Origin of the sequence: Paraburkholderia sp. CI2 (genome assembly GCF_014201055.1) — a bacterium.
GTDB lineage: Bacteria > Pseudomonadota > Gammaproteobacteria > Burkholderiales > Burkholderiaceae > Paraburkholderia > Paraburkholderia tuberum.
Genome location: NZ_JACHDL010000010.1, coordinates 18,198 through 44,811, shown reverse-complemented (window position 1 = coordinate 44,811; position 26,614 = coordinate 18,198). Strand labels below are relative to the sequence as shown.

The window sequence follows — 26,614 nt, the reverse complement described above, 5'->3', positions numbered from 1 at the left end:
CCTCGTGATTACATCTTCTTGGCGCGGACTTGCGAGACGAGGTAGTCGAGCACCTGGATCGTGCCCGGCAGGGTGCCGGTCGCGGCCGGGCCGGTTTCATACTTGCCCTGCACGGCGAGCGTCGGCACGCCGTCGATCTTGTAGTCGTCGAGCAGCTTCTTGTCCTTCTGCAGCGCGCTTTGCGTCGAGAACGAGTTGTACGCTTCCATGTACTTCTTCGGATCGACGCCGAGCGTCGCGAGGTATTTGCTCTGGTCTTCCGGCGTCAGCAGATAGTTCTTGTTGACATGGATTTCGTTGAACACCTTCGGCGTCAGTTCGTTCGCGACGCCGAGCGCGTCGAGCGCGTGGTACATCTTCGAGTGCGGGATGAAGTCGTCGCGGAAGGCGACCGGCACGCGGCGGAACACGACGTCCGGGCCCTGCTTCTTGACCCAGGCTTCGAGGAACGGGTCGAATTCATTGCAATGCGGGCAGCCGTACCAGAAGAATTCGATGACTTCGATCTTGCCGGCCGGCACGTCGGTCGGTTGCGGCGAGGCCAGCACGGTGTAGTCCTTGCCGGCAACCGGCGCGGTCGGCGACGCATGCGCGCTGGCCGCGATCAGGCCTAGCGAGAGAAACAGGATGCTCAGCAGCTTTTTCATGTTGTGTAGACCCAGATAAGGCGGTAGCGCGGCGACGCCATGCTAAGAGCCCGTCGCCGCTGGTCGGATTCGGTGTGGCCGCCCGCCACAATACAGGTCGAAGCGGCCATCGTGCTTGTGACCCGCGCGCCGCGCCGATAGTTCGACGCGCCGTGCGGGCCGGCATTACCGTTTGTTTATTGTTTGGTGAAGCGGATCACCGCGGTATCGACACCCGCGTCCGACAGACGCTGACGACTCGAATTCATGTCCTCGAACTTCGAGAACGGCCCGATGCGCACGCGGTAGTACGTGACGCCGCCGGCATCGCGCTGCGTGACCTTCGATTCGAAGCCCTGGAACGCGAGGCGCGCGCGCTGCTGTTCGGCATCGGCGGAGGTCTTGTACGCGCCGACCTGCAGGAAATAGCCGGTGTTCGCCTCGCCCGGCGCCGGAGCGGCGGCCGAGCCCGGCTTGGCGTTGGCGACCGTGGTCGCGCTCGTGCTCTTAGGCACGGAGCCTGCCGCGGTGGCGGCCGGCGCGCTCGAGGTCTGCGGCTTCTTCGCCGGCGCCGGCGCGACGATGCCGCCGGTGCCGTTCTCCTGCGCGGGATTCGGCGCGACCGCCGTGCCGTTGTTATTCGCGTTGCCGCCCGACGGCGGCACTTCGACGATCTGCGGTTCTTCGAGCATGCCCGACTGGGTCTGGGCGTTGGTCTGGCCCGGCGCGGTGTTCGGCGGAGCCGGTTGCGCGGCCTGCGGCACCGGCTGGCCCGGCGTCTTGCCTTGCAGCGGACGGTTCGGATCGTATTGCGGCTGGCTCGCACCGTTGTCGGTCGCCGCTGGCGGCGCGACCTTCGACACGAACGGCGTAGGCGCACGGGTGATATACAGCGCCACCACTACCGCGATCGCCAGGCCGACGATCAGGCCCAGCACGATGCCGAGAAAAGTGCCCCCGGTTTGCTTCGATTGCTTTGTTGTGCGGCGTGGTTTTGCCATCGTACGAATCACCTGCAAAAAGAATCCAGGAACGGCCGCCGATTATAACGACGGCCGCGCGCATATTACGCTGGAGGAGTTACATCTTGACGGGAGCGGAGACGCCGATCGTCGCGAGACCGTTGGCCAGCACCTGGCGCGTGGCCGCGAGCAGCGCGACGCGAGCGTTGCGTTCGGCCGCGTCGTCGACCAGCACGCGCTCGGCACGGTCATTGTAGAACGAGTGAAATTCGCCGGCGAGTTCGCGCAAGTAGAAGGCGACCGCGTGCGGCGCGAGTTCGTCGGCGGCGTGCTGCAGCATGTCCGGGAATTCGGCGAGCTTGTTGAGCAGCGCCATCGAGCGCTCGCTTGTCAGCGGCGCGAAATCCACGCTTGCGAGCGCGTTCTCGTCCAGGCCGTAGCGCGCGTTGCACTCGGCGATCACCGAGCAGATGCGCGCGTGCGCATACTGCACGTAGTGCACCGGATTCTCGTCGTTCTGCTTCAGCGCGAGGTCGATGTCGAACACGAACTCGGTGTCCGCCTTGCGCGAGATCAGGAAAAAGCGCACCGCGTCGCGGCCGCGGCGAATGGTTTCCTCGTCGATCAGATCGACGGCCGCTTCCGAGCCCGGCGTCGCGCCGCCCGACCATTCGATCAGGTCGCGCACCGTCACGTAGCTGCCCGCGCGCTTCGAGATCTTCACCTCTTCGCCGTTGCGCATGACCGTGACCATCTTGTGCAGGATGTAGTCGGGGTAGCCCTTCGGAATGCCGATGCCGAGACCCTGCAGACCTGCGCGCACGCGCGCGATCGTGCCGTGGTGATCCGAGCCCTGCACGTTGATGACCTTGGTGAAGCCGCGCTCCCACTTCGCGACGTGATAGGCGACGTCCGGCACGAAGTACGTGTAGGTGCCGTCGGTCTTGCGCATCACGCGGTCTTTGTCGTCGTCGTCGTCGGTGGTGCGCAGCCACAGCGCACCTTCCTGCTCGTAGGTCTTGCCCGCGGCGATCAGCGCGTCGACCGTTTTCTCGACGCGGCCTTCCGCGTACAGCGACGATTCCAGGTAGTACTGGTCGAACTTCACGCCGAACGCCTGCAGGTCCATGTCCTGCTCGCGACGCAGATACGTGACCGCGAAGCGGCGGATCGCCTCGAGGTCCTCGACGTCGCGCGCGCCGGTGACGGGCTCGCCGTCGCTCGCCTCGACCGTGATGCCGTTCAGATAGTCTTTCGCGATGTCGGCGATGTACTCGCCGTTATAGGCCGACGCGGGCCAGCCTTCGTCGCCGGGGGCGAGGCCGCGTGCGCGTGCCTGGGTCGACAGGGCGAGCGTGTGGATCTGCACGCCGGCGTCGTTGTAGTAGAACTCGCGGTGCACGTCCCAGCCCTGCGACGCGAGCACGTTCGCGAGCGCGTCGCCGAGCGCGGCCTGGCGGCCGTGGCCGACGTGCAGGGGGCCGGTGGGGTTGGCCGACACGAACTCGATCAGCACGTGCTTGCCGGCGTCGCGCCGTGAGCGGCCGTACGCGTCCTTCTCGGCGAACACGGCGGCGATCACGCCTTGCTTGGCTGCGGCCGTGAGCCGCAGGTTGATGAAGCCGGGGCCCGCCACTTCGGCGGTGTCGATCAGGCCTTTGGCCTGCGGATTGACGAGCAGCGCATCGACGATCTGTTGCGCGAGCTGGCGCGGATTGGCGCGCAGCGGCTTGGCGAGCTGCATCGCGACGTTGCACGCGACGTCGCCGTGCGCGGCGACTTTCGGGCGCTCCAGCGCGATGGCGGGCGAGACGAAGGCGGCTTCCGTCGCGCCTTGGGTGGCAGTCGCGACCTGCTTCACCGTCTCGGCGAGCAGTGTTTCGAGTGTGTGTTTGTGTGCGGGCAGCATGCTTGTTGCGAGTCCAGTGAGGCAATCCGGTAAGGCGGAAGAGGCGCCGGCCGAGGCCGGTGTCGCAAGCGTTGAACGCGGCAGCGCTTTGCGGCGCCGATGGCTGCGCCGCCGGCAGACTGTCCCCCCAGGCGATGCGACGAGACGCAAGCAGCGCAACGCGGTGGACTCCGCTCGGCGGCCCGCCGGCACGCAGGCTCGCGCGGCATGCGGATCGCGGCCGATGGCTCGACGCCCCCGCTTGGCCCACGTGTGCGATGCTCGTCGAGCCTTGCCATACGTGGCGCTGGGCGGCGCGCTTTTCCGTTCAGACGGATTTTAGCAGGTGCTAATATGTTCAATGAGTTGCCCACGAGGGGCTGGGGCCGCCGCGCCTTGCCGGCGCCACGTCAGGCGCACGCTGTTGCAGCCCTTGGGACGCTCATGCGTTAACCCGACATAACGAAAAAGGGAACAGTCATGCTGATTACTTTCAAGTGCCACGCCTGCCCGGACGTGATGATGCTGGAGAATCTGGCGCAGTATCTGGTCGGCATTGTCGGCAAACGCCTTGGGCAGCGGGGCGTCATTACTCACGACGAACTGGGCCCGGCCATCGAGAAGCTCGAAGCGGCGATCACCTCCGACAAGCAGGAGCGCGCCGAGCACGAGGGCCATTTCCACGAGGGCGAAGACGGCCGCGATCGTCACGAGATTCCGCCCGGTCTCGCGCAGCGCGCGTATCCGTTCCTCGACATGCTGCGCGCGGCGCAGAAGGAAAACGCGGATATCGTCTGGGGGCTTTGATTTCTGCTGGGTCCCGAGCGCCGCGGCCCGGTCTCAGAAGGCCTTCATAAGCGCTTTTGGGGCGCACTCAAAGAAAGGAGCCCGCTTGACGCGGGCTCTTTGTCATTCAGAGGGCTTGTCCGCCTCGCCGCTCACTGGCTCGCGGGGGCCGCCGACGCTGCCGCGCCTTTCTTCATCTTTTGCTTCTTCGCCTTTTTGACATGCGCCTCGGTGGGGGGCGAGTAGGAGCTGACCGCGCTCGATCCGCCCGGCGCGGCGGGTTGTGCGAGCGCCACGGAAGCGCCCGCGGCCAGCGAAACAGCGGTCAATAACAGTGTCAGCTTCTTCATACGATTTTTCTCCGTTGACGGTTGCAATTTCGGTGAGCCGGCGCGTTGTGCTCGCGCCTGACGGGATGAAAGCCGACTCAGTCTACAAAGCCGAAATTGCCGTGGCGCCAAATATTCTGTCTTTCGGACTCGATATAGTCGCGCACGCGCGGCTCGGGCCGCACGGCCCGGCCACGTATCGCTTCACGCTCAAAGCAACGGCGCCAACGCGCGCTCGGCGTCCGCTTTCGTGAGCGACATCCGCTGCGCGTAGTCGTCGAGCTGATCCGCGCCGATCTTGCCGACCGAGAAATAGGTGCTGTCCGGATGCGCGAGGTAGAAGCCCGACACGCTCGCCGCCGGCAGCATCGCCAGCGATTCGGTCAGGCTCATGTTGATTTCGTTCGCCCGCAGCACGTCGAACATGTCGCGCTTGACGAGGTGGTCGGGGCAGGCCGGATAGCCTGGCGCCGGGCGGATGCCGCGGTATTTCTCGGCGATCAGCTCGTCGCTGGAGAGGTTTTCGCTGTTGGCGTAGCCCCACAGGTCGCGCCGCACGCGCGCGTGCAACGCTTCGGCGAATGCTTCGGCGAGCCGGTCCGCGAGCGCCTTCAGCATGATCGCGCTGTAGTCGTCGAGATCCTTCTCGAACTGCCTCTCCTTCACGTCGACGCCAAGACCCGCCGTCACCGCGAACATGCCGATGTAGTCGGCGACGCCCGAGTCCTTCGGCGCGATGAAGTCGGCCAGCGAGCGGTTCGGCCGCATCACCCCGTCGACCACCGGCCGCACGCTCTGTTGACGCAGATTGCGCCACGTCAGCGCGACTTCGCTGCGCGATTCGTCCGTGTAGATTTCGATGTCGTCGTCGTTCACCGTGTTGGCCGGCAACAGCGTGATCACGCCGTTGGCCTGCAGCCAGCGGCCCTGAATCAGGCGCGCGAGCATCGACTTGCCGTCGGAGAACACGCGCCGCGCCGATTCGCCGACGATCTCGTCGTTGAGAATCGCCGGATATGGGCCGGCGAGATCCCACGTCTGGAAGAACGGACCCCAGTCGATATAGTTCGCGAGCTCGTTCAGATCGAAGTTCTTGAACACGCGTCGGCCGATGAACTTCGGCTTGACCGGCTGATAGCCTGCCCAGTCGATCTTCGTCTTATTGGCGCGCGCTTGCGCGAGCGTGACCATCGGCTGTGCTTTTTTGTTCGCATGCTGATCGCGGATGCGGTTGTAGTCGGCGTTCAGTTCGTCGATGTACTTCGCGGCGCCCTCGTCGGACAGCAGGCTCGAGGCGACCGATACCGAGCGCGACGCGTCCGGGACGTAGACCACCGGCCCGTCGTAGTGCGGAGAGATCTTCACCGCCGTGTGCACACGCGAGGTCGTCGCGCCGCCGATCAGGAGCGGAATCTTCTTGACGCGAAAGTAGTCGTCGCGCTGCATTTCCGATGCGACGTAGGCCATTTCTTCGAGACTCGGCGTAATCAGGCCCGACAGCCCGATGATGTCCGCGCCCTCGACCTTCGCCTTCGCGAGGATCTCGCTGCACGGGACCATCACGCCCATGTTGACCACTTCGAAGTTGTTGCACTGGAGCACGACCGACACGATGTTCTTGCCGATGTCGTGCACGTCGCCCTTCACGGTCGCGATGACGATCTTGCCCTTGGCGCGCACGTCGTCGCCGGCCGCCGCGAGCTGGCGCTTTTCTTCCTCGATGAACGGGATCAGATGCGCGACCGCCTGCTTCATTACGCGCGCCGACTTCACGACCTGCGGCAGGAACATCTTGCCCTGGCCGAACAGGTCGCCGACGATGTTCATGCCGTCCATCAGCGGACCTTCGATCACGTTGATCGGACGGCCGCCTGCAGCGGCGATCTTCGCGCGCACTTCCTCGGTGTCTTCGACGATGAACGTGGTGATGCCGCTCACCAGCGCATGCGCGAGACGCTTCTCGACCGGCTGCTTGCGCCACTCGAGGTTCTCTTCCTTCTTCGCGGCGCCGCTTTTGAACTTGTCGGCGATTTCGAGCAGGCGGTCGGTGCCGTCTTGACGGCGATTCAGCACGACGTCTTCGACGAGCTCGCGCAGTTCGGGATCGAGTTCGGCATACACGCCGAGCTGGCCCGCGTTGACGATGCCCATGTCCATCCCCGCCTGGATCGCGTGATAGAGGAACACGGTGTGAATCGCCTCGCGCACCGGATCGTTGCCGCGGAACGAGAACGACACGTTCGACACGCCGCCGCTCACCTTCGCGTACGGCAGGTTCTGCTTGATCCAGCGGGTCGCCTCGATGAAGTCGACCGCATAGTTGTTGTGTTCCTCGATGCCGGTCGCGATCGCAAAGATGTTCGGATCGAAGATGATGTCCTCGGGCGGAAAGCCGACTTCGTTGACGAGCACGTCGTACGAGCGCTTGCAAATCCCGGTCTTGCGTTGGAACGTATCGGCCTGGCCCTGTTCGTCGAACGCCATCACGACCGCAGCCGCGCCATAGCGGCGAATCAGCTTTGCATGATGAACGAACGCTTCCTTGCCTTCCTTCAGCGAGATCGAGTTGACGATCGCCTTGCCCTGCACGCACTTGAGACCCGCCTCGATCACGTCCCACTTCGACGAGTCGATCATGATCGGCACGCGCGCGATGTCCGGCTCCGACGCGATCAGATTCATGAAGCGGACCATTGCCGCTTTCGAATCGAGCATCGCCTCGTCCATGTTGATGTCGATTACCTGCGCGCCGTTCTCGACCTGGTGGCGCGCGACGGCCAATGCTTCGTCGAACTGATTGTTCAGGATCATTCGCGCGAACGCTTTCGAGCCGGTCACATTGGTGCGTTCGCCAACGTTGATGAAGAGCGTCCCGGACGTGACGTTGAACGGCTCGAGGCCGGCAAGGCGCATGGTGTGATCGGTCATGGCGTGTGTGCGAGTCGGGTGCGTGCGTTAAGGGACGTGCAGGACGTGCAGGACGTCGGGGCGAAGTGTTTCGGCGGGCTCAGGCCGCGTCGCGATACTGGCTCGGCCACTTGCGCGGCTTCAACTCGGCGAGCGCCTTCGCGATCGCCGCGATGTGCTCGGGCGTCGTGCCGCAGCAGCCGCCCGCGATGTTCACGAGCCCCGCTTCGGCGAATTCCTTCAGCAGGCCAGAGGTATCCGCGGGCAATTCGTCGAAGCCGGTGTCGCTCATCGGGTTCGGCAGGCCGGCGTTCGGATAGCACGACACGTAGGTGTCGCACAGCTTCGCGAGCTCGGCGATGTACGGACGCATCAGCGCCGCGCCGAGCGCGCAGTTCAGGCCGAACGTGAGCGGCTTCGCGTGACGCAGCGAGTTCCAGAAGGCCTCGACGGTCTGGCCCGACAGAATGCGGCCCGACGCATCGGTGACGGTGCCCGAGATCATGATCGGCAGACGCTCGCCGGTGTTTTCGAACAGCTCGTCGAGCGCGAACAGTGCGGCCTTCGCATTCAGCGTGTCGAAGATCGTTTCGACGAGGAACAGGTCCGCGCCGCCGTCGAGCAGCGCTTTCGCCTGCTCGTAGTACGCGGCGCGCAGTTCGTCGAAGGTCACGTTGCGCGCGCCCGGATCGTTGACGTCCGGCGAAATGCTGGCGGTTTTCGGCGTCGGGCCGATCGCGCCGGCGACGAAGCGCGGCTTGTCCGGCGTTGCGTATTTGTCGCACGCGGCGCGCGCGAGCTTCGCCGATTCGATGTTCATCTGGACGGCGAGCGATTCCATGCCGTAGTCGGCCTGCGCGACCGTGGTCGCGCCGAACGTGTTGGTCTCGATGATGTCCGCGCCCGCCGCGAGATACTGCTCGTGAATCTCGGCGATGATCTGCGGCTGGGTGATCGACAGCAGTTCGTTGTTGCCCTTGATGTCGCGCGCGTAGTCCTTGAAGCGCTCGCCGCGATAGCTGGCTTCGTCGAGCTTGTAGCGCTGGATCATCGTGCCCATCGCGCCGTCCAGAATCAGGATGCGCGAGTTCAGCAGCGCGGGCAGCGCTGCGCCGCGGGTGTAGGCGGGCTCCGAACGGACTGGCGTGATGGATTGAGCAGGCTGGGTCATGGCGGACGAGGGCTTGCGCCGGCGTTGGCGGAAAGCCTGTCATTGTAGCCGCAGCCGGGCGGATGCGCCCGCCGCGGTGGAGAGTGCGAGGCGCGGCCGGCAAAATCGACCGATACGGACGCGCCGCGCCGGGAATTCAGAAACGCGCTAACAAACGATGCAATAAAAAACGGCCCGGCAAGCCAAAGCCTGCCGGGCCGTTTCGCTGCCGCCGACCGCTTGATGGAACCCGCCGGCAAAGCCGCGCGGCGCGGTCGATCGATGTCGCCAGAGCGCCAGCTGAACACCTCCAGTCAATGCAGGACCACCGGTTGATGCATCAGACTGTCGAATTGACCGAGGAATTCATCAACCTCGTCGAGCGTCGGCTCGCCTTCGATCAGCTTTTGCACATGCTCGCGAAAACGCGCCGCCATTGCCCCGTCGATGTAGATTTCGCGCTGCATGTTCTTGTCGACAATCTCGTAGCCGCCCGACTTCATGGCAAGCAGACCTTCCTGCGGAGGAAACTCGACGACACAGTAGTTAGGGCTGTTATAGATCATTTGCATGGCGACACTCCTTATTTCCGTTGGGCTCCTGCCCTTTTCTGCACCGTAGGTGGAGCATGTGGGATGGAATTCAAGGGGTGGGTCCGGACGACGCAAGTAAAAACTCCGGACCTGACGGTTAGACTCGCCGCTCCAGAAACGATTCAAGCAAGGCGGCAAAACGCTGTGATTGCTCGATTGGCGCGAGATGCGCGGCGTCCAGCAACTCGAAGCGGGCGCCCTCGATCGCCTCCGCTATTGCCTGCGTAGCAGCAGGGGGCGTGCCAGTGTCGTGACGTCCGGCCACCGTCAGCGTCGGCGAGCGGATTGCGCCGTGCTGGCCGCGAAGGTCGAAATCGCGCAGTGCCTCGCAGGCCATCGCAAAACCTTCCGGCGAGGTGCGCGCAAATGTCTCACGGATCGGCTCGACCGCTTCGGGATGGCCGGCCTGAAAGTCGGGCGTGAGCCAACGCGCGATCGTCGACGGTAACAGCGCCTCCATGCCGTCGCTGCGCGCGGTGTGGGCGCGCTGATTCCACAACTCACGGTTCTCGGGCGGAGTGCCGCCGGTGCTGTCGGCAATCGTCAGCGTGTCGATGCGCGATGGATGGTCGAGCGCGAACTGCTGCGCAATCATGCCGCCGAGCGACAGGCCGACCAGGTGCGTCGTCCGCGCGCCGAGGGCATCGAGCAGTTTGGCGAGATCGTCGGCCAGATCGTGCATGGCGAACGGCTCGCGCGCAACTGCGCTGTGGCCGTGGCCGCGCACGTCGTAGCGCAGCACCGTGTAATCGTCGCGGAAATAGCCTGCCATCTGATCCCAGATGGAAAGATCGCCGCCCAACTGATGGATGAACGTGAGCCACGGGCCGCCGCCTTCGTTGCTCAGCACGTAGCGTGTGTCGATACCGTTGATGTTCACTTGCATGTGGACTCCTCTGAAGGAAACGCAGTGAAAAAGCGCGGTGGGTCGCCTCGTTCGCGCGAACGAGGCTCCATTGACGTGCGAGTCAGCGTTGCAAAGGAAGTTTCGCCGATCTCGTGCGGATTTGCTCGTGACACTGTGTCACGAAAAGTGTCACGGTTTGATGATGGTCGGAGCGGTCGAATCGACCGGTGCAGATGGGGCGGCCTCGGGTGTTACTGCCGATGCGTCGGCCGGTGCTGGCGCTGGCGTTGCAGGGCCCGTGGCAGCGGAAGCCGCGGGTGCAGCAGGCGTGGCCGGCGCGCCACCATTGCCGCGGTCATCCGGCGACGTGCCATCGACATTCAGCTTGCCGCGCCACACCAGTTCGAACTGGGTACCGTTCGGCTCCGTCTGCAGGATGCGCGCCGGCAGCCAGCCAAGGGACGGGGCGAGCCACACATCGACGCGGCGCTGGTCGCCATCGTGGCGCGGCAGACGTTTGAAGTGACGCGTCTCCAGATAGCCTTGCGCGGCGCGGATCGTTTCGTCGCCGATCGTCTCGATCGGCCAATTCTCCCCGCTATCGGTATCGACGACGAAAAACTGTCGCGTCACGCCAGGCTTATAGGCGTCAGGATCGCCGCGCACGAGGCTCGCGAGCTGCATCACGACACTGAAGCGATCCTGCGCGCCGTCGGGCAACGGCAACGAGGCGGGCGTGCGCGTAAAGCCAACCTTCTTGTCATTGCGATTGAAGATCGCGATGTCTTCGGCGCGACGGCCACGCTTTTCGCTGTACTGCGCCGGCGCGAGGCCAAAGGCATCGATGCCGCCGTGGCTCGAAAACACGAACGGACCGACGAACGGCAGCGGCACTGATACGACCATTTCGTAGCCCTGCCCGTCGCTCGCCCAATGGATCGTGCCGGGCGCGTTGCGCACGCCGTTGTAGAACGTGTCGTAGTCGAGTTCGGCCGACGGCGGTACCGAAAACTTCACACCCTGCGACGCTTGCGGCGCGCTGGCCGCGGCAGGGGCGCTCGCGACGGCGCCACTGGCATTCGCATGGGCCGATGCATTCGCGTTCGCGATGGCGGGTGGCGCGCTAGCCGCCACCTCCGATGCCGGCGTGGCCGCGGGCTCGTCCGGTTTGGCCGGTTGCAACGCGGTCATCACATGCTGCTCGCGCGGCGGCCTCGCCGCGGGCTTGCGTGCAGGCGCGGGCGGATGCGGTGCCGGCACGGCGGGCTGTGGCGCGGGTTGACGCTCGACCCTTTCGGGCGTCAGCAGCACGACCTGCACCGGCACATGCTCGCGATTCGCCGGATTCAGATCCACGCGATTGCGCTCGAACCATTGCGCCGCGATCCAGTGCACAACCGCGACGGCCGCGAGGACGGCGATCCAGCGCCACGCGCGCGCGCCGCGTCCCGGCCCGCTACCAAAAGCGGGCAGGCGATCATGACGGCGGTTGGCGGAAGCAAAATCCATCGGCGCTTGAATCGGTGAGAGCGTGAAAGGATACGGTGCGTATCAACCGTTGTCACCACGCGGCGTCGCGCTATAGCCGAGTTCGTACGACAGCTTGCGCGCGCATTCGCGCAACGCGGTATCGATCTCGCCGCCCCAGCGGATATCGAAGGCGCCTTCATGGCCGAGCGCGACGAGACCGAGCGCGAGTTCGCCGGTCGAATCGAACACCGGCAACGAAAACGCGTGGATCGTCGGCAGCAGCATGCCTTCGACGCGCGCAGCCTCGTGCTCGCGCACCTCGGCGAGCACCTTGTCGACCTCTTCGCGGGTGCGTGGCGCGCCGCTATACGACGAGCGCCGCGAGTCGGCCAGCTCGTGCTCGAGCATCGCGGCGGTCTTGCCGGACGGCAGGTAGGCGGCGAACAGCAGACCGGTCGCCGAACTGAGCAAGGGCATCACGTCGCCGAGCTTTAGCGACGCCTTGGCCGGATAGCTCGACTCCATCCAGTGCACCATCGTCGGTCCCTGATTGCCCCACACCGCGATGCCGACGGTCAGGTCGAGCCGGTCGCGCAGTTCGGCGAGCGCGATGCGCGCGAGCTTCACACCGTCGACGCGAGCAAGCCGCGCGAGCCCCAACTGCAAAGCGAAGCCGCCGAGTTCGTAGCGGCCCGACAGCGGGTCCTGCGCGACCACGCCGAGACGCAGAAAGCTGACCAGATAGCGATGCGCCTTCGCCGGACTCATGCCCGCGCGCTGCGCGAGATCGCGCAGCATCATCGCGCGCGGCTCGTGGGTCAGCACGTCGAGCAGCCTGAAACCGACCTCGATCGACTGGATGCCCGAGCGCAGTTTTTCTTCGCCGGGTTCGCCGGGTTCGTCATCGGCGCCGGTGGCGTCGGTTGCATGGGCGGGATCGAGCAGATCGTCGGCGGACGCGGGGTCGGTGCGGGTGCGGATCGTGCCGGAGCGGGCGTTGGCGGACATGTGCAAAAAGCGCGGGCAGCGCGTTCGGTGATCGTAATGGAGACGGCTACGGTGACACGACGACGAACACGCAGATATTGGGCCGCGCCGATTCACCATCGTAGAATACATTCCTTCCATCGTCACTAATACACGGTTCACAGCTCTATGAAACTTGCCTCGCTGAAGGACGGCACGCGCGACGGTCAACTGATCGTCGTGTCCCGCGACCTGCACACGGCGGCCATCGCCGACGCGATTGCGCCCACGCTGCAGCGCGTGCTCGACGACTGGGCCTTCTACGCGCCGCAACTGCACGACCTTTACGATGCGCTGAACCAGGGCCGTGCGCGCAACAGCTTTTCATTCGACGCCAAAGAGTGCATGGCGCCGCTGCCGCGCGCGTTCCAGTGGGCCGACGGCTCGTCGTACGTGAACCACGTCGAGCTCGTGCGGCGCGCGCGCGGCGCGCAAATGCCGCCCGAATTCTGGACCGACCCGCTGATGTACCAGGGCGGTAGCGACGACTTCATCGGCCCGCGCGACGACGTGGCGTGCGCATCGGAAGAGTACGGCATCGACTTCGAGGCCGAAGTCGCGGTCGTCACCGGCGATGTGCGGATGGGCGCGACGCCCGAGCAGGCCCTGCGCGGCGTGCGGCTGGTCATGCTCGTCAACGACGTGTCGCTGCGCAACCTGATCCCCGCCGAACTCGCGAAGGGCTTCGGCTTTTTCCAGAGCAAGCCGGCCACCTCATTCGCGCCGGTCGCCGTGACGCCCGACGAGCTCGGCGAACACTGGCGCGAAGGCCGCGTGCATCGGCCGATGATCGTCCACTGGAACGGCAGGAAGGTCGGCCAGCCCGACGCGGGCACCGATATGGTGTTTCACTTCGGTCAGCTGATCGCGCATGCCGCGAAAACGCGCAATCTGCGTGCTGGTGCCATCGTCGGTTCGGGCACGGTGTCGAACAAGGACGCGAAACGCGGCTACTGCTGTATCGCCGAGAAGCGCTGCCTCGAAACGATCGAGCACGGCGCGCCGCAAACGGAGTTCATGAAATACGGCGACACCGTGAGGATCGAAATGTTCGACGATGCGGGCAAGTCGATTTTCGGTGCGATCGAGCAGAGCATCGCGCCGCTCGAATGAAGCGCGGCGCTCACGCGGCAATGCTTTGACGCGGGCGGCACGCGCGAAAGGGTTTCGCCCGATGCCGCCACTTGCGCGCGCGGCTACACTGCGGCAAACATCACAACGAAAACCCCGACGTGAGGACAGCATGCCGCGATTGGACTTCTCCGCAGCTGGACGTCGGCGCGCTTGCGCGTCGCCCGTTGAAGCGCGCACGAGCGCGCGTGGCTTGCCTCAACGTGGTCGGCGCTTCGCGCGGCGCGCCGCGACGCTGTGCGCCGCGCTTGCCTGCGCGTTGCCGCTGACATCGTTCGCGCAGGTGAAAATCGGTCTCGTGCTGTCGCTGACCGGGCCGGCCGCGTCGCTCGGCATTCCCGCGCGCGACACGGTCGCGCTGCTACCCAAACAGATCGGCGGGCAGAACGTCGAATACATCGTGCTCGACGATGCATCGGACACGACCCACGCCGTGCAGGACACCAGGAAGCTCATCAGCGAGAATCACGTCGACGCGATCATCGGCTCGTCGATCACGCCGAATTCGCTCGCGATGATCGACGTGGTCGCCGAGGGCGAAACGCCGATGATCTCGCTCGCGTCGTCCGCGAAAATCATCGAACCGGTCGACGCGAAACGTCGCTGGGTCTTCAAGACGCCGCAGACCGACGCGATGATGGCCTCGGCGATCGCCGAGCATGCGAGCGGACACGGCGTGAAGACGATCGCGTTCATCGGCCAGGCCGACGCGCTCGGCGAGACGTTCTACGCCGAGGTCGCGAAGTTCGCGCAACTGCATCACATCGACGTGGTCGCGAGCGAGCGTTTCAATCGCACCGATCCGAGCGTGACCGGCCAGGTGCTGAAGATTCTCGCGACCCACCCCGACGCGGTAGTGGTCGGCGCGGCCGGCACGCCTGCCGCGTTGCCGCCGAAAACGCTGCGCGAGCGCGGCTACAAGGGCGTCATCTATCACAACCACGGCGTCGGCAATAACGACTTCCTGCGCGTGTGCGGCGCCGATTGCAACGGCACCTTCCTGCCCGCGAGCCCAGTGTTGGTCGCCGCGCAATTGCCGGCCGATCATCCGGCGAAGGGTCTCGCCCTCGATTACATCGCGCGCTTCGAGGCGCAGCACGGGGCGGGCAGCGTGTCGGCATTCGGTTCGTACACGTCGGACGCGGGCGCGTTGCTCGAGCATGCGATTCCGCTCGCGCTGAAAGCCGGCACGCCCGGCACGCCGCCGTTTCGCCGCGCGCTGCGCGACGCGCTCGAAGGAACACGCGGTCTCGCGGACACCAATGGCGTCGTCAACATGAGCGCGGCCGATCATCTCGGGCTCGATCAGCGCGCCCGCGTGATGGTCGAAATCACCAATGGCAAGTGGCTTTATCAGCCGCATTGAACGGGTCGCGGCGTTCCGCGCGCGACTGAACGAATCTCCTCCGGACTGCTCACCATGCCTCAGCCATCGCAACCGAACGACGCGTACTACGCGCACTACCAGTCGCTGCGTTTGCAGCGTCATCCGCATGGCGTGCTCGAAGTCGTGATGAGCGGCGAGGGCGCGAATAAAAGCGGCCTCGCGACCGCGAACGCACGCATGCATTACGAGCTCGCGGAAATCTGGCGCGATATCGATCGCGATCCCGATGCGCGCGTCGCGATCATTCGCGGCGAGGGTAAAGGCTTTTCGGCCGGCGGCGATCTGCAGCTCGTCGAGGACATGGCGAACGATTTCGAGGTGCGCACGCGTGTGTGGCGCGAAGCGCGCGATCTCGTCTACAACGTGATCAACTGCGGCAAGCCGATCGTGTCGGCGATGCACGGGCCGGCGGTCGGCGCCGGGCTCGTCGCGGGGCTGCTCGCCGATATCTCGATCGCGGCGAAGACGGCCCGCATCATCGACGGACACACGCGCCTCGGCGTCGCCGCGGGCGATCATGCGGCGATCGTCTGGCCGCTCCTGTGCGGCATGGCGAAGGCGAAGTACTACCTGCTGCTGTGCGAGCCGGTGAGCGGCGAGGAGGCGGAGCGCATCGGGCTCGTGTCGCTGGCCGTCGACGAAAGCGATCTGCTGCCGAAGGCGTTCGAAGTCGCGCGCAAGCTGGCCGACGGTTCGCAGACCGCCATCCGTTGGACCAAGTACGCGTTGAACAACTGGCTGCGCACGGCGGGGCCGGCGTTCGATACGTCGCTCGCGCTGGAATTCATGGGCTTCGCGGGGCCCGACGTGCGCGAGGGCCTGAGCTCGTTGCGCGAGCGGCGCGCGGCCGATTTTGGCGCGGGCGGTTCACGTAACGACCAACGATCGTGATGTCATACCCCACACGGTATGATCGAATCGACGCGCGCGGCATCGCGCGCTCCACCTATCATCCAGCACCGAGGCGACAACCATGACCGACACCACTGGCTCCGCGCCGCCCTTTCCCGGCTTCCCCGGTTTTCCGCCCGCTGAAATGCTCGATCGCATGTGGAGCATGATTCGACTGTCGCCGTTCGGCGCCGCCATGACGGGCGCGCAGCCGGGTGGGGGCACGAGTCCGTCGCTGTCGATGATGTCCGACATGATGGCGCCGCTCACGAGCGTCGAGGAGCTCGACAAGCGCGTCACCGACATGCGCGCGGTCGAGCAATGGCTGAAGCTGAATCTGAGCATGCTGCAGTCGGCGATCCAGGCGCTCGAAGTGCAACGTGCGACGCTCGCGACGCTGCGCGCGTTCGGCGCGTTCGCGCAATCGTCGATGTCGCAGGCGGCGGCTGCTGCGTCGGGTGCCGCCGCGAGTGACGCGCCGAACACCGCCCCGGCGCCGCGCTGGACGAAGCCGGCCGAGCCCAGGCCCGAAAGCGCCACGCAGGCCGACAGCGACGAAGAGGAAGCGCCTGCGGCGCCCGGCTTCGATGCGTCCGCGTGGTGGAATCTGCTGCAATCGCAGTTCAACCAGATCGCGCAGTTCGCGATGACGCAGCCGTCCGTCGCGGTCGCCGCGGCGGGCGGGGGCACGCAGGGCAAGCCGGAACCGTCGAAGGCCGCGGATGCGTCGGGCGCCGATGCGTCGGGCGCCGCCGCGCACAACGCGAAGCCCGCCGTCAAACGGCCGGCGGCGAAGCGCGCCGCGCCGTCGGCCAAACGCGCGGCCGGAACGAGCGCGGCAACGCCGAAAAAGTCGACGTGAGCCGGACGGCGCGCCGGGAATCAGTGGCCGTTGATGAAGGCGACTGATCGGCTGCGTTTTCCCCTATTCCAGCGCCGGCGGTTTCCCCCCGCGCGAATCGCCGACTTTATTGAGAGAAGTCAATACCACAGTGCGCTCGCGCCGCTTCTGTCACGGGTTTCGTGGGAGGCGCGTGCTATCATTGTGTAAGCTTGATCTGGCTTTGGGGCGCGCGCCGAAAACGACCAATCCCGCCGCCCTCGCGTCATTCGCCGCCGGCGCTACCGGTGCAGGGCGGGACGGTGCGGTTGTCGACCCAGACTGGCTCGACCTCAGGCAAAGGGTATCCCTTCCCCACGGTTGGCCACGGCGCCTGATTCACGCTTCAGGCGCCAATACAAAAGCCCGGACTTCTTTGCTGCCCGATGCTTCTGGGCGGCTGATTAACGCGTAAAATTGAATGCTTGGCCGATAAACGGCACGTCCGTTCGTCGTAGGTAAAAACGGCTACACGTAGCAGCAACAGACACACACAGTATGTGCAGAACAGGGGTGGGACTATGAACACCATGCTTTATCCGGAACTTTATAAATCGCTCGAATCCGTTCGATGGGACATGGAGAAGGACATTCCCTGGGACAAATTCGATGCATCGCTGTTGACCGACGAGCAAGCCGCGACGATCAAGATGAACGCGATCACCGAATGGTCGGCGTTGCCCGCCACGGAAATGTTTCTGCGTGACAATCATCACGACAGCGATTTCTCCGCATTCATGAGCGTGTGGTTCTTCGAGGAGCAGAAGCACTCGCTGGTGCTGATGGAATACCTGCGCCGCTTCAAGCCGGAACTGGTCCCGACCGAAGAGGAACTGCACGCAGTGCGCTTCGAGTTCGATCCCGCACCGCCGCTGGAAACGCTGATGTTGCACTTCTGCGGCGAAATCCGCCTGAATCATTGGTATCGCCGTGCCGCCGAATGGCATACCGAGCCAGTCATCAAGCACATCTACGAAACTATCTCGCGCGACGAAGCGCGCCACGGCGGCGCGTATCTGCGCTACATGAAGAAGGCGATGGCGCAAACCGGCGACATCGCGCGTGCCGCGTTCGCGAAGATCGGCGTGCTGATGGCGTCGGCGCGTCGCACCGAAAAGCCGCTGCACCCCACCAACCTGCACGTGAACCAGGCGCTGTTCCCGCGCGACACGATCCAGTCGCGTCTGCCGGATCCGGAATGGCTCGAGCGCTGGCTCGACGAGCAGATCCGTTTCGACGACGGCTGGGAAAAGAAGGTCATCGAGCGCATTCTGCACAACCTGTCGCTGCTGTTCGAACGCACGTTCAACACCGCGCAGGAACTGAACCGTTATCGCAAGGAAGTGGTCGCGCGTCTGCAAGCTGCTGAACAAAACCCGGCGCAGCAGCAGCCGGCGTAACGACTCAGGCGGTTTCAGCACCGTATCAAACGGCGGTCCGGCAAGCGTGAGCTTGCCGGACCGTTTTGCTTCGGGCCGTCCACCGTGTATCGTGACGGCACCTGGCATTCCTGTTCCCGTCACGCCCCAACTCCCTAATTCCCCAACTCTGTGACCGTGCGATGACCGCCATCTTTGAACGGAAGATTCTGACGCGCGATGCCCTGGTGAAGCTTCGTCCTTCGCTGCGCGCGCCCGTCGTGTTTACGAACGGCGTGTTCGATATCCTGCATCGTGGTCACGTGACCTATCTGGCCGACGCAAAGGCGCTGGGCGCGTGCCTGATCGTTGGTGTCAATAGCGACGCGTCGGTGCGGATGCTCGGCAAAGGCGACGACCGGCCGATCAACAACGAGGCCGACCGCATGGCCTTGCTAGCGGCGCTGGAAAGCGTCGATTACGTGGTGGGCTTCGGCGAGAAGACGCCGGTCGAGCTAATTTCCGCGCTGCGCCCGGACGTGCTCGTTAAGGGCGGCGACTACGACATGGACGCGCTGCCCGAATCGGCGCTCGTGCGCGGTTGGGGCGGCAAGGCGCTCGCGATTGCGTTCGAGCACGATCGCTCGACGACCGCGCTGTTGAAGAAGGTGCGGACGCAGGGTTGATGCCGCCCGTTACCGCAAAACGCGCGGCGCACTGCTGAACTTCTAACCGATCGCGTCGCTCACCTGATTACTGCGGCAACTCCGATGTCGAAATCGGCGCCTGCGGCGCGGGTCCGCCGACCACCGCCTGGTCGGCCGCATCGGCGGCGCTGACCGGCCGCACCTTCAGCCAGTCCGGATGAATCTGGCGATTCAGATGATTTGGCTCGCGTCCGCTGGCGGTGGGTGTGGGGCCGAAGGCGCCAAGCAGCGCGACGAAAGCCAGCACGTTGACAACAATCAGAATGGCGATCGGCCAGCGAAGCATTGTGGGTGTTTCCAATTCAGAAAGAAGTTGAGCCTGGGGCGTGCGGGAAAAACTCGGGTTCGGAAAATGGGCGGCGAATTGCGCGCAACTCAGGCGCACGTTCTACACGTACATCACGCGCCACCCGGTCGTGAATCGAACGCTAGCCACGGCAGGCAATCAGCCGCTTTGCCGCGCCGTATCCTCGGCTGCGATCAGCGCAAGCCCTGACAGCACCAGCGAATCGTGGCGAGTATGCGGCACTTTCAGGGCGCTCGCCACTTCGTCGGCGGCGCCGCCGCTGACTACGAGACGCACCGGCACCTGCCACTCATCCTGCAGGTCCCGCCACATCCGTTCGATCAATCCGGCCTGCGCCAGCGTGCAGCCCGCCGACAGCGAGCGCGGCGTATCCGTTGCGAAGAACGGACCGCGACGGCCCGCGCCGGTGGTTTCGGCGGCGTCGAGCAGGCCGCGCGCGTGCGCGGCGTCGAGCGTCGGCAGTTGCGCGGTGTGCTCACCGAGCGAGCGCATCATCAGCGTCCAGCCCGGCGCAATCAATCCGCCGATAAACGCGCCATCGGCGCGCAAGGCCTCGAGCGTCGTCGCGGTGCCGAAGGTCGCGAGCAGCAGATGCTCGCCGGGAAAGGTCGCGTGCGCGCCGATCATGCCGGCCCAGCGGTCGCTGCCGAGCGAGTCCGGTGTCGTGTAGCAATTGGTCACGCCGCATCGACGAGCACTTGCGCGGATCGTCGCGAGCGGCAGTCGCGGCCAGTGCGCGTCGACGAGCGCCGCGATGTGCGTCGCGACCTCCGCACCCGCGACGTTGGAGAGCCACGCGCCGCATGGCGCCGGCCAGTCAGTCCAAGCGGGTTGCGCACCCGATCGCGCGCGTGGCCCGGCAAGGTCGTCATGCGCGAGCGCGCCGCTCGCCAACTGCGTCCCATCGGGCTGCACCAGCGCCCACTTGATCCGGCTATTGCCCGCGTCGATCAGCAGATATGGCGCGCGCTGACTCATGCGACACCGTGGGCGAGGCGCAGCGACACGTCGCCGGTCGCGATGCTCTGGCGGCCCTCAGCCGTATCGAGCAGCAACTGGCCACGCTCGTCAACGCCCGCCGCCACGCCGCGCGCGAGCTCCTGGCCTTGTTCGAGCAGCACGACGTCGCGGCCCGCGTAAGCATGCACCGCGTTCCAGCGCGGCTGGAACGGCGCGAAGCCTTCGGCGCCGAAGCGCTGCAGCATCGGTTCGAGCGCGTTCAATTCGGCTGCCAGCGTATCGGTCAGATTCGCGTTCGGCAGCGCGCGTTGCAACGCGGTCGGCACGGTGCCGAGCGCCTGCGGCGGTACCTCGGCGTTCAGCGCGCCCACCTTCGCCGCGAGTTCGTCGGCGCCTTTCACGTTGGTGCCGATGCCGATCACGACCGCGCTCGCGTCGTCGGTGCTCCACGCGGTTTCGATCAGGATGCCGGCGAGCTTGTCGCCTTCGAGCAGCACGTCGTTCGGCCACTTCAGCGCGATCTGTCCGGGACCCGCGACCGGCAGCGAGCGCAGCCCGTCGACGAGCGCGACGCCCACCGCGAGACTCAAGCCCCCGAGCCCTTCGAGCGGTCGCGGCAAGACGCACGCGACCGAAAACAGCAGCGCGTTGCCGGGCTCCGCGTACCACGGCCGCCCACGGCGGCCGCGCCCGGCGGTCTGCAGATACGCGACGCGCACGATCGGCCGCGGCAGCGCGTTCGCGCGGCGCGGCAGCGCTTTCACGTGGGTCATCAAGTCGGCGTTGGTCGAGCCGGTTTCTTCGACGATTTCGATCGGCCAGTCATGCGCATGCGCGCCGAACAGCTTGACCGCGCGTTCGCGATCGATGCGCCAGTCGGTCGAAGCCGACGACGAGGCTGGTGCCGCGCTTGTCGCTGCGGACGGGGAGGCGGGAGTCTTGGAGGCATTCATGTCCCATATTGTAGCCACAGCGACCCCGCCCGGGACTCGAATGCGCAGCGGTGAACGGCGATGCCGATCGATGTGCATCAGTGCGGACCGGCGGCCGAGCCTTCGTTACAATGGCCGCTAATCCGATAACCAGATTCACGCGATCCTTGAACAATGACACTCCGCCCGGCCTTGAAGTCGCGGCCGGCAGCAAAGGCAAGATCGTCCGTCTCTCGGGCCAGTGGACGGCGCTCGCGCTCGCGCGCGATCGCGACACCGGGCACGTGATTCCGCAACTGGTTTCGCTGACCGGCGCGCAGGGCATCGGCGAGTGGGACCTGTCGCGCGTCGACAGGATGGACCACGTCGGAGGCCAGGCGCTGTGGCGCGTGTGGGGCCGCAAGATGCCGCCGGGCACCGCGCTCACCGACACGCAGCGCGACATCTTCGAGCGCATCGCGCTGCTCGACACGGTGCGCGAGAGCGCCGAGCCGGTCACGCGCCTCGATCCGTTCACGCGGCTCGGCCTCAGCCTCTTCTCGTTCGTCGAGCATATGCAGGGCGGCGTCACGATGCTCGGGCGCGTGGTGCTCGATCTGCTCGCGATCGTGCGCAAGCCGAAACTCACGCCGTGGACCGAAATCTCCGCGAACATTTACAACGCCGGCGCTCGCGCGCTGCCGATCACCGCGCTGGTCGCGTTCCTGATCGGCATCGTGTTGAGCTATCTGTCGGCACAGCAATTGCGCGTGTTTGGCGCGAACCAGTTCATCGTCAATATTCTCGGCCTCGCGGTGATTCGCGAACTCGGCCCGGTGCTGTCGGCGATTCTGGTGGCGGGCCGCTCGGGCTCGGCGATCACCGCGCAGATCGGCGTGATGCGCGTGACCGAGGAGCTCGACGCGATGCGCGTAATGGGCATCCCGCACGGCCTTCGGCTGATCCTGCCGCGCGTGATCGCACTGGCCGTCGCGATGCCGCTGCTCGTGATGTGGACCAACGTGGTCTCGTTGACGGGCGGCGCGCTCGCCGCGAAGCTCGTGCTCGGCATCGACATGAGCTTCTTCGCGCGCCAGCTGCCGAACGTCGTGCCGATCGCGAACCTGTGGATCGGGCTTGGCAAGGGCGCGGTATTCGGCATGCTGATCGCGATCGCCGGCTGTCATTTCGGCTTCCGTATCAAAGCCAATTCGCAGAGTCTCGGCGAAGGCACGACGACCTCGGTGGTCACGTCGATCACCATCGTGATTCTCGCGGACGCGGTGTTCGCGATCCTCTTTCAGAACGTGGGGCTAGGATGATCGCGCCACTCACCGAAGCCGTACGCGGCCAACCCGTACCGTCGATCGCCGAGCCGGTGATCGAGGTGATCGACATCACCAAGCGCTACGGCCGCAATATCGTGCATCAGCATCTGAGCCTCGACGTGCGGCGCGGCGAGATCGTGTCGATCGTCGGCGGCTCGGGCTCGGGCAAAACCACGCTGGTGCGGCAGATTCTCGGCCTCGAGCGCCCGTCGAGGGGCACGATCAAGCTGTTCGGCGAAGACCTCGCAACGATCTCGCCCGACACCGCGCTACTGATGCGCAGCCGCTCCGGCATGCTGTTCCAGCGCGGCGCGCTGTTCTCGTCGCTGTCGGTGTTCGACAACGTCGCGCAACCGGTGCGCGAGCTCGGCAAGGTGCCCGAAGACCTGCTGCGCGACATCGTGATGCTGAAGCTCGAAATGGTCGGGCTGCCGTGCAAGCACGCGTCGAAGATGCCATCGGCGCTGTCGGGCGGCATGATCAAGCGGGTTGGCATCGCGCGCGCGATCGCGCTCGAACCCGAACTGCTGTTCCTCGACGAACCGACCGCCGGCCTCGACCCGGAGGCGTCCGACGAATTCGTCGAGCTGATCTCGGGGCTGCATCGCGCGCTCGGTCTGACGGTCGTGATGATCACGCACGATCTCGATACGATGGTCGCACTGTCGACACGCGTGGCCGTGCTGGCCGATCGCAAAGTGCTCGTCAACGCGCCGGTCGAGGAGGCCGCGGGCGTCGACCATCCGTTCATCCACGAATATTTCCTCGGCCTGCGCGGGCGCCGCGCGCTGCAGGCGCTGCCGCCGGAGCGCCGGGCGAAGCTGCCGCCGGCGGCGCTCGAGCCGGCGTCGTCCGAGTTGCCGCTGTGAGGCGGGCCGCCATGAACCGGGCCGCTATGAACCAGGGAAACTGACAATGGAAAACAAAGCGCATGCGTTCTGGGCCGGGCTCTTTACGGTCGTGCTGACGGCGGCGGTCGCGCTGGCGGCGTATCTGTTCAACGTCGACCGCACCGTGCGGGTGCCGTACGACCTGATCGCGCGCACCAGCGTGAACGGCCTCTTTGCGGACGCGGCGGTGCGCTTTCGCGGGCTCGACGTCGGCCGTGTGCAGTCGATCAAGTTCGATCCGACACATCCGGGGGAGATCCTGATCCGCATCATGGTCGACGAGCACGCGCCGATCACGCATTCGACGTTCGGCAGCCTCGGCTTGCAGGGCGTGACCGGCATCGCGTTCATCCAGCTCGACGATACCGGGCGCGATCTGACCCCGCTGCCGTCGTCAGCCCAAAAGGTCGCACAATTGCCGATGCGCCCGGGTCTGTTCGACCAGTTGCAGCGACGCGGCGACGTGCTGCTGCGCAAGCTCGAAAAAGTCACCGACAACGTGAACAACATGCTGTCGCCGGAAATGGTCGCGCAGCTGCACGACACCGCGGCGAGCATCGCGCAGGCGGCCTCGGGCGTCGCGACGCTGACTCGTGAGATGGCGCCCGTCGCCCGCAAGCTGCCCGGCACGATCGACCAGCTGAACCACACGCTCGCGTCGACCAACCAGATGATCACGAACCTGAACCGTCCGGACGGGCCCCTCGAGCGCAATCTGAACAAGGTCGGCACGGCCGCGCAGCAGGCGGGCGATGCGCTCACGCAGATGAGCACGTCGCTGCAGGACCTGTCCGCGCAGGTCGGCTTCCAGACGCTGCCGCGCGTCAATTCGCTGACCGAGGACGTGCGCGCGGCGGCGCAATCGATCGACCGCGCCGCCGACACCTTCAACACCAATCCGCGCAGCGTGCTGTTCGGCGCGCCGCGCCCGGCGCCGGGTCCGGGCGAGGCCGGCTTTGCGTGGCCCGCCGCCGTCGCGCCCGCAGCTCACTAAATCCGCAGGCTAGAACAGAGGAAGATGCCCATGTCACGCTCGATTCACCGACTGTTGTCCTCGCGCGCCGCGCTCGCGGCGCTGCTCGCGTTCGGCGTGCTGGCGGCGGGCTGCGCGGGCACGTCCGCGGTGGTGTCGGATGTCCGCTACGACTTCGGACCACCGCCGCAGGCCGCCGCGGCGAGCCGGCTGCCGGCCGTCAAGGTGCTGGAGGTCAGCGCGCCGTCCGTGCTCGAATCCGACCGGCTGACTTATCGGCTGAGCTACGCCGACGCGCAGCAGACGGCCGCCTACGCCAACAGCCACTGGACGATGATGCCGTCGCAACTGCTGACGCAGCGCCTGCGCAACACGCTGAGCGAGCGCGGCACCGTGCTGACGGGCGCGGACAGCGTGAGCGCGCCGGTGCTGCGGGTCGATCTGACCGAGTTCGAGCAGGTGTTCGACAGCCAGACGGACAGCCACGGCGCGATCACCGCGCGCGCGACGCTGATGCAGGGCGGCAAGGTGATCGGCCAGCAGACCTTCGTCGCGCACGCGCCCGCGCATTCGGCGGATGCGGCCGGCGGCGCGCGGGCGCTCGCCACGGCCAGCGACGACCTCGTCGCGCAGATCACCACGTGGCTCGGCTCGCAGGCGCTGGTCGCCGCGCAATGACGGGCGGGCAGCGCACGCAACGGAGCGCTGCATGAGCGAACGCCCCTGGCTGCGCCGCCCGTCGACGCTGGCCCGTCAGGCGCTGCTGCTTTACACGGCGCTGATCGTCTACGGGTCGTGGTATCCGTTCTCGGGCTGGCGCTCGCTCGGCATCACGCCGTTCGCCTATCTGTTCGATCCGATGCCGCAGTACCTGACGGCGTTCGACGTCGTCACCAACGTGCTCGGCTATATGCCGTTCGGCGCGCTGGTGGTGCTCGCGGTGTACCCGCGTTGGCGCGGCACGCTGGCCGTCGCGCTCGCGTTCGTGTTGGGCGGTCTGCTGTCAGGCACGATGGAAGCCGTGCAGACCTATCTGCCGACACGCGTCGCCTCCAATCTCGATCTCGCCGCCAACACGCTGGGCGCGCTCGTCGGTGCGGCGGTGATGTCGCCGTTGACCGGCGCGCTGCTCGACCGCGGCCTGCTCAGGCGTTTGCGGTTGCTGTGGTTCGAGCGCGGCCATGCGACGCTCGCGTGCCTCGTCGCCGCGTGGCCGTTTGCGACGATGTATCCGTCGCCGCGTCTGTTCGGTCTCGGCAACTGGCCGCGCGCGCTGTGGCTGAGCGTCGATCCGGCCACCCAGGACGCGCTGCTCGCGTGGACGCCGTCCGCGTGGCATGTCGGCGCATGGCCGGCGGCGGCCGCCGCGTGGCTGGACGACGACACATGGGAAGCGCTGATCACGGCGCTGAACCTGTTCGCGGCGCTCGCGCTTGCATCGCTGCCGGCGCGCCGTCATGCGCCGCGCGTGCGCCTGCTGTTCGTGTTCATCGTCGCGACCTTGTGCGTGAAGGCCGGCGCGACGTTCCTGCAATCGCAATCGGGCCTCGCGTTCGACTGGGCGACGCCCGGCGCGCTAATCGGACTCGTGTGCGGCACCGTCGCGGCGCTCGTCGCGCTGCCGCTGCGGCGGCGGTTGCGTGCGACGCTCGCCGGGGTCGCGCTGGTCGTCGCACTCGTGTTCGTCAATCTGCTGCCGGTGAACCCGTATTTCGACGCCGTGCTCGCCGACTGGCGGCAGGGACGCTATCTGCATTTCAACGGGCTCGCGCGCTGGCTCGCATGGATATGGCCCTATGCGGCGCTGGTGTGGCTCGCGTTCGCGGTCGAGCGGGCGTGGCTCAAGCGGCGCGCGAGGCGGGCGTGACGTGCTTGCGCGCCGGCCGCCAGACCCCGACGCCTGCACAGCCCGGTCGCTATAATCGTCCGCACCGCCATTGCACTTCCTTTCAGGCTCGCCCTCCGAACATCATGGATTCCTTCTACAAGCACCACGTTTTCTTCTGTCTGAATCAACGCGACCCCGGCGCCGAGCGTCCGAGCTGCGCGAACTGCAACGCACAGGCGATGCAGGAATACGCGAAACAACGCGTGAAGCAACTCGGCCTCGCCGGGCCCGGCCAGGTGCGCATCAACAAGGCCGGCTGCCTCGATCGCTGCGAACTGGGCCCGACGCTCGTCGTGTATCCCGAGGCGGTCTGGTACACCTATGTCGACGAGAGCGACATCGACGAGATCGTCGAATCGCATCTTGCGAACGGCAAGATCGTCGAGCGTCTGAAGATCGATCAATAACGCGAACCACGA

The 26,614-nt window shown here is 65.9% G+C and carries 25 protein-coding genes and 1 pseudogene; 13 read left to right on the top strand and 13 right to left on the bottom strand.

Annotated elements, in window-relative coordinates:
• Positions 1-8: 8 nt before the first annotated feature.
• The 3 genes from HDG32_RS15810 to argS all read right to left on the bottom strand — a co-directional run bounded on the left by HDG32_RS15810 (position 9) and on the right by argS (position 3,497).
• The gene (locus tag HDG32_RS15810) at positions 9-647 is read right to left on the bottom strand and encodes a thiol:disulfide interchange protein DsbA/DsbL (protein ID WP_090802791.1); all 639 of its coding nucleotides are present in this window, start codon (positions 645-647) and stop codon (positions 9-11) included.
• Between the two features lie 176 nt (positions 648-823).
• Positions 824-1,627, bottom strand: a complete 804-nt coding sequence (locus HDG32_RS15805) for an SPOR domain-containing protein (RefSeq protein ID WP_260336489.1) — start codon at positions 1,625-1,627, stop codon at positions 824-826.
• 79 nt (positions 1,628-1,706) lie between these two features.
• A complete protein-coding gene (gene argS, locus HDG32_RS15800) occupies positions 1,707-3,497 on the bottom strand; it encodes an arginine--tRNA ligase (protein WP_184068638.1) in 1,791 nt (596 codons plus the stop codon).
• Between the two features lie 459 nt (positions 3,498-3,956).
• On the opposite strand from argS, the gene HDG32_RS15795 reads away from it, so the two are divergent.
• Positions 3,957-4,283 carry a DUF1840 domain-containing protein gene (locus HDG32_RS15795; protein ID WP_018419249.1) on the top strand — a complete coding sequence of 109 codons (327 nt, stop codon included), beginning with the start codon at positions 3,957-3,959 and terminating at the stop codon, positions 4,281-4,283.
• Positions 4,284-4,414: 131 nt separating this feature from the next.
• On the opposite strand, the gene HDG32_RS15790 is transcribed toward HDG32_RS15795, so the two are convergent.
• From HDG32_RS15790 to HDG32_RS15760, 7 genes and pseudogenes are all read right to left on the bottom strand, one after another.
• Complete coding sequence (locus HDG32_RS15790) at positions 4,415-4,612, bottom strand: hypothetical protein (protein WP_018419250.1); 198 nt, start codon at positions 4,610-4,612, stop codon at positions 4,415-4,417.
• A gap of 189 nt (positions 4,613-4,801) precedes the next feature.
• A pseudogene (gene metH, locus HDG32_RS15785) lies at positions 4,802-7,531 on the bottom strand (methionine synthase); the annotation flags it as partial.
• 67 nt (positions 7,532-7,598) lie between these two features.
• The gene (locus HDG32_RS15780; RefSeq protein WP_184068632.1) at positions 7,599-8,669 is read right to left on the bottom strand and encodes a homocysteine S-methyltransferase family protein; all 1,071 of its coding nucleotides are present in this window, start codon (positions 8,667-8,669) and stop codon (positions 7,599-7,601) included.
• A gap of 293 nt (positions 8,670-8,962) precedes the next feature.
• Positions 8,963-9,220, bottom strand: coding sequence for a DUF3567 domain-containing protein (locus tag HDG32_RS15775; RefSeq protein WP_062125693.1), 258 nt, complete (start codon positions 9,218-9,220; stop codon positions 8,963-8,965).
• A 118-nt stretch (positions 9,221-9,338) separates the two neighbouring features.
• Positions 9,339-10,127, bottom strand: coding sequence for an alpha/beta fold hydrolase (locus HDG32_RS15770; protein ID WP_184068629.1), 789 nt, complete (start codon positions 10,125-10,127; stop codon positions 9,339-9,341).
• Between the two features lie 150 nt (positions 10,128-10,277).
• A complete protein-coding gene (locus tag HDG32_RS15765; protein WP_184068626.1) occupies positions 10,278-11,597 on the bottom strand; it encodes a DUF3108 domain-containing protein in 1,320 nt (439 codons plus the stop codon).
• A gap of 42 nt (positions 11,598-11,639) precedes the next feature.
• Positions 11,640-12,566, bottom strand: a complete 927-nt coding sequence (locus HDG32_RS15760) for an IclR family transcriptional regulator (RefSeq protein WP_184068623.1) — start codon at positions 12,564-12,566, stop codon at positions 11,640-11,642.
• 147 nt (positions 12,567-12,713) lie between these two features.
• Between HDG32_RS15760 and HDG32_RS15755 the strand changes: the two genes are divergently transcribed.
• The 6 genes from HDG32_RS15755 to rfaE2 all read left to right on the top strand — a co-directional run bounded on the left by HDG32_RS15755 (position 12,714) and on the right by rfaE2 (position 18,917).
• Positions 12,714-13,697 carry a fumarylacetoacetate hydrolase family protein gene (locus tag HDG32_RS15755; protein WP_184051339.1) on the top strand — a complete coding sequence of 328 codons (984 nt, stop codon included), beginning with the start codon at positions 12,714-12,716 and terminating at the stop codon, positions 13,695-13,697.
• Positions 13,698-13,827: 130 nt separating this feature from the next.
• Positions 13,828-15,081 (top strand): ABC transporter substrate-binding protein, encoded by a 1,254-nt coding sequence (locus HDG32_RS15750; protein WP_184068619.1) that lies wholly within the window; start codon positions 13,828-13,830, stop codon positions 15,079-15,081.
• Positions 15,082-15,135: 54 nt separating this feature from the next.
• Complete coding sequence (locus HDG32_RS15745) at positions 15,136-15,993, top strand: enoyl-CoA hydratase/isomerase family protein (protein ID WP_184068616.1); 858 nt, start codon at positions 15,136-15,138, stop codon at positions 15,991-15,993.
• An 82-nt stretch (positions 15,994-16,075) separates the two neighbouring features.
• Positions 16,076-16,855, top strand: coding sequence for a PhaM family polyhydroxyalkanoate granule multifunctional regulatory protein (locus HDG32_RS15740; protein ID WP_184068613.1), 780 nt, complete (start codon positions 16,076-16,078; stop codon positions 16,853-16,855).
• Between the two features lie 539 nt (positions 16,856-17,394).
• On the top strand, positions 17,395-18,273 hold the full coding sequence (locus tag HDG32_RS15735; protein WP_184026492.1) for a ferritin-like domain-containing protein: 879 nt from the start codon (positions 17,395-17,397) through the stop codon (positions 18,271-18,273).
• A gap of 161 nt (positions 18,274-18,434) precedes the next feature.
• Complete coding sequence (gene rfaE2, locus HDG32_RS15730; protein ID WP_152851779.1) at positions 18,435-18,917, top strand: D-glycero-beta-D-manno-heptose 1-phosphate adenylyltransferase; 483 nt, start codon at positions 18,435-18,437, stop codon at positions 18,915-18,917.
• A 67-nt stretch (positions 18,918-18,984) separates the two neighbouring features.
• On the opposite strand, the gene HDG32_RS15725 is transcribed toward rfaE2, so the two are convergent.
• From HDG32_RS15725 to HDG32_RS15715, 3 genes are all read right to left on the bottom strand, one after another.
• Positions 18,985-19,224 (bottom strand): hypothetical protein, encoded by a 240-nt coding sequence (locus HDG32_RS15725; RefSeq protein WP_090802818.1) that lies wholly within the window; start codon positions 19,222-19,224, stop codon positions 18,985-18,987.
• Positions 19,225-19,383: 159 nt separating this feature from the next.
• Positions 19,384-20,223, bottom strand: a complete 840-nt coding sequence (locus tag HDG32_RS15720; protein WP_184068610.1) for a type III pantothenate kinase — start codon at positions 20,221-20,223, stop codon at positions 19,384-19,386.
• On the bottom strand, positions 20,220-21,158 hold the full coding sequence (locus tag HDG32_RS15715) for a biotin--[acetyl-CoA-carboxylase] ligase (RefSeq protein ID WP_090802821.1): 939 nt from the start codon (positions 21,156-21,158) through the stop codon (positions 20,220-20,222). Before HDG32_RS15715 ends, HDG32_RS15720 begins: the two co-directional genes overlap by 4 nt.
• 146 nt (positions 21,159-21,304) lie before the next feature.
• Between HDG32_RS15715 and HDG32_RS15710 the strand changes: the two genes are divergently transcribed.
• The 6 genes from HDG32_RS15710 to HDG32_RS15685 all read left to right on the top strand — a co-directional run bounded on the left by HDG32_RS15710 (position 21,305) and on the right by HDG32_RS15685 (position 26,602).
• Positions 21,305-22,438 (top strand): ABC transporter permease, encoded by a 1,134-nt coding sequence (locus HDG32_RS15710; RefSeq protein ID WP_184068608.1) that lies wholly within the window; start codon positions 21,305-21,307, stop codon positions 22,436-22,438.
• Positions 22,435-23,313, top strand: a complete 879-nt coding sequence (locus tag HDG32_RS15705; protein WP_184002655.1) for an ABC transporter ATP-binding protein — start codon at positions 22,435-22,437, stop codon at positions 23,311-23,313. The genes HDG32_RS15710 and HDG32_RS15705 overlap by 4 nt, the downstream gene beginning before the upstream one ends.
• A 46-nt stretch (positions 23,314-23,359) precedes the next feature.
• Positions 23,360-24,328 carry an MlaD family protein gene (locus HDG32_RS15700; RefSeq protein ID WP_184068605.1) on the top strand — a complete coding sequence of 323 codons (969 nt, stop codon included), beginning with the start codon at positions 23,360-23,362 and terminating at the stop codon, positions 24,326-24,328.
• Positions 24,329-24,358: 30 nt separating this feature from the next.
• Complete coding sequence (locus HDG32_RS15695; RefSeq protein ID WP_184068602.1) at positions 24,359-24,985, top strand: ABC-type transport auxiliary lipoprotein family protein; 627 nt, start codon at positions 24,359-24,361, stop codon at positions 24,983-24,985.
• 31 nt (positions 24,986-25,016) lie between these two features.
• On the top strand, positions 25,017-26,174 hold the full coding sequence (locus tag HDG32_RS15690; RefSeq protein ID WP_090802829.1) for a VanZ family protein: 1,158 nt from the start codon (positions 25,017-25,019) through the stop codon (positions 26,172-26,174).
• A gap of 104 nt (positions 26,175-26,278) precedes the next feature.
• Positions 26,279-26,602: a ferredoxin gene (locus HDG32_RS15685; RefSeq protein WP_090802831.1), complete on the top strand. Its 324-nt coding sequence runs from the start codon at positions 26,279-26,281 to the stop codon at positions 26,600-26,602.
• Positions 26,603-26,614 lie beyond the last annotated feature (12 nt).

Excerpts from the sequence above, each read along its gene's own strand:
- HDG32_RS15750 (WP_184068619.1), top strand. The coding sequence starts at position 13,828 with ATGCCGCGATTGGACTTCTCCGCAGCTGGACGTCGGCGCGCTTGCGCG.
- HDG32_RS15745 (WP_184068616.1), top strand. The coding sequence starts at position 15,136 with ATGCCTCAGCCATCGCAACCGAACGACGCGTACTACGCGCACTACCAG.
- HDG32_RS15790 (WP_018419250.1), bottom strand. The coding sequence starts at position 4,612 with ATGAAGAAGCTGACACTGTTATTGACCGCTGTTTCGCTGGCCGCGGGC.
- HDG32_RS15760 (WP_184068623.1), bottom strand. The coding sequence starts at position 12,566 with ATGTCCGCCAACGCCCGCTCCGGCACGATCCGCACCCGCACCGACCCC.
- HDG32_RS15765 (WP_184068626.1), bottom strand. The coding sequence starts at position 11,597 with ATGGATTTTGCTTCCGCCAACCGCCGTCATGATCGCCTGCCCGCTTTT.
- HDG32_RS15685 (WP_090802831.1), top strand. The coding sequence starts at position 26,279 with ATGGATTCCTTCTACAAGCACCACGTTTTCTTCTGTCTGAATCAACGC.
- HDG32_RS15770 (WP_184068629.1), bottom strand. The coding sequence starts at position 10,127 with ATGCAAGTGAACATCAACGGTATCGACACACGCTACGTGCTGAGCAAC.
- HDG32_RS15715 (WP_090802821.1), bottom strand. The coding sequence starts at position 21,158 with ATGAATGCCTCCAAGACTCCCGCCTCCCCGTCCGCAGCGACAAGCGCG.
- HDG32_RS15810 (WP_090802791.1), bottom strand. The coding sequence starts at position 647 with ATGAAAAAGCTGCTGAGCATCCTGTTTCTCTCGCTAGGCCTGATCGCG.
- HDG32_RS15805 (WP_260336489.1), bottom strand. The coding sequence starts at position 1,627 with ATGGCAAAACCACGCCGCACAACAAAGCAATCGAAGCAAACCGGGGGC.
- HDG32_RS15740 (WP_184068613.1), top strand. The coding sequence starts at position 16,076 with ATGACCGACACCACTGGCTCCGCGCCGCCCTTTCCCGGCTTCCCCGGT.
- HDG32_RS15695 (WP_184068602.1), top strand. The coding sequence starts at position 24,359 with ATGTCACGCTCGATTCACCGACTGTTGTCCTCGCGCGCCGCGCTCGCG.
- HDG32_RS15780 (WP_184068632.1), bottom strand. The coding sequence starts at position 8,669 with ATGACCCAGCCTGCTCAATCCATCACGCCAGTCCGTTCGGAGCCCGCC.
- rfaE2 (WP_152851779.1), top strand. The coding sequence starts at position 18,435 with ATGACCGCCATCTTTGAACGGAAGATTCTGACGCGCGATGCCCTGGTG.
- HDG32_RS15700 (WP_184068605.1), top strand. The coding sequence starts at position 23,360 with ATGGAAAACAAAGCGCATGCGTTCTGGGCCGGGCTCTTTACGGTCGTG.
- HDG32_RS15725 (WP_090802818.1), bottom strand. The coding sequence starts at position 19,224 with ATGCTTCGCTGGCCGATCGCCATTCTGATTGTTGTCAACGTGCTGGCT.
- argS (WP_184068638.1), bottom strand. The coding sequence starts at position 3,497 with ATGCTGCCCGCACACAAACACACACTCGAAACACTGCTCGCCGAGACG.
- HDG32_RS15705 (WP_184002655.1), top strand. The coding sequence starts at position 22,435 with ATGATCGCGCCACTCACCGAAGCCGTACGCGGCCAACCCGTACCGTCG.
- HDG32_RS15735 (WP_184026492.1), top strand. The coding sequence starts at position 17,395 with ATGAACACCATGCTTTATCCGGAACTTTATAAATCGCTCGAATCCGTT.
- HDG32_RS15755 (WP_184051339.1), top strand. The coding sequence starts at position 12,714 with ATGAAACTTGCCTCGCTGAAGGACGGCACGCGCGACGGTCAACTGATC.
- HDG32_RS15690 (WP_090802829.1), top strand. The coding sequence starts at position 25,017 with ATGAGCGAACGCCCCTGGCTGCGCCGCCCGTCGACGCTGGCCCGTCAG.
- HDG32_RS15775 (WP_062125693.1), bottom strand. The coding sequence starts at position 9,220 with ATGCAAATGATCTATAACAGCCCTAACTACTGTGTCGTCGAGTTTCCT.
- HDG32_RS15795 (WP_018419249.1), top strand. The coding sequence starts at position 3,957 with ATGCTGATTACTTTCAAGTGCCACGCCTGCCCGGACGTGATGATGCTG.
- HDG32_RS15720 (WP_184068610.1), bottom strand. The coding sequence starts at position 20,223 with ATGAGTCAGCGCGCGCCATATCTGCTGATCGACGCGGGCAATAGCCGG.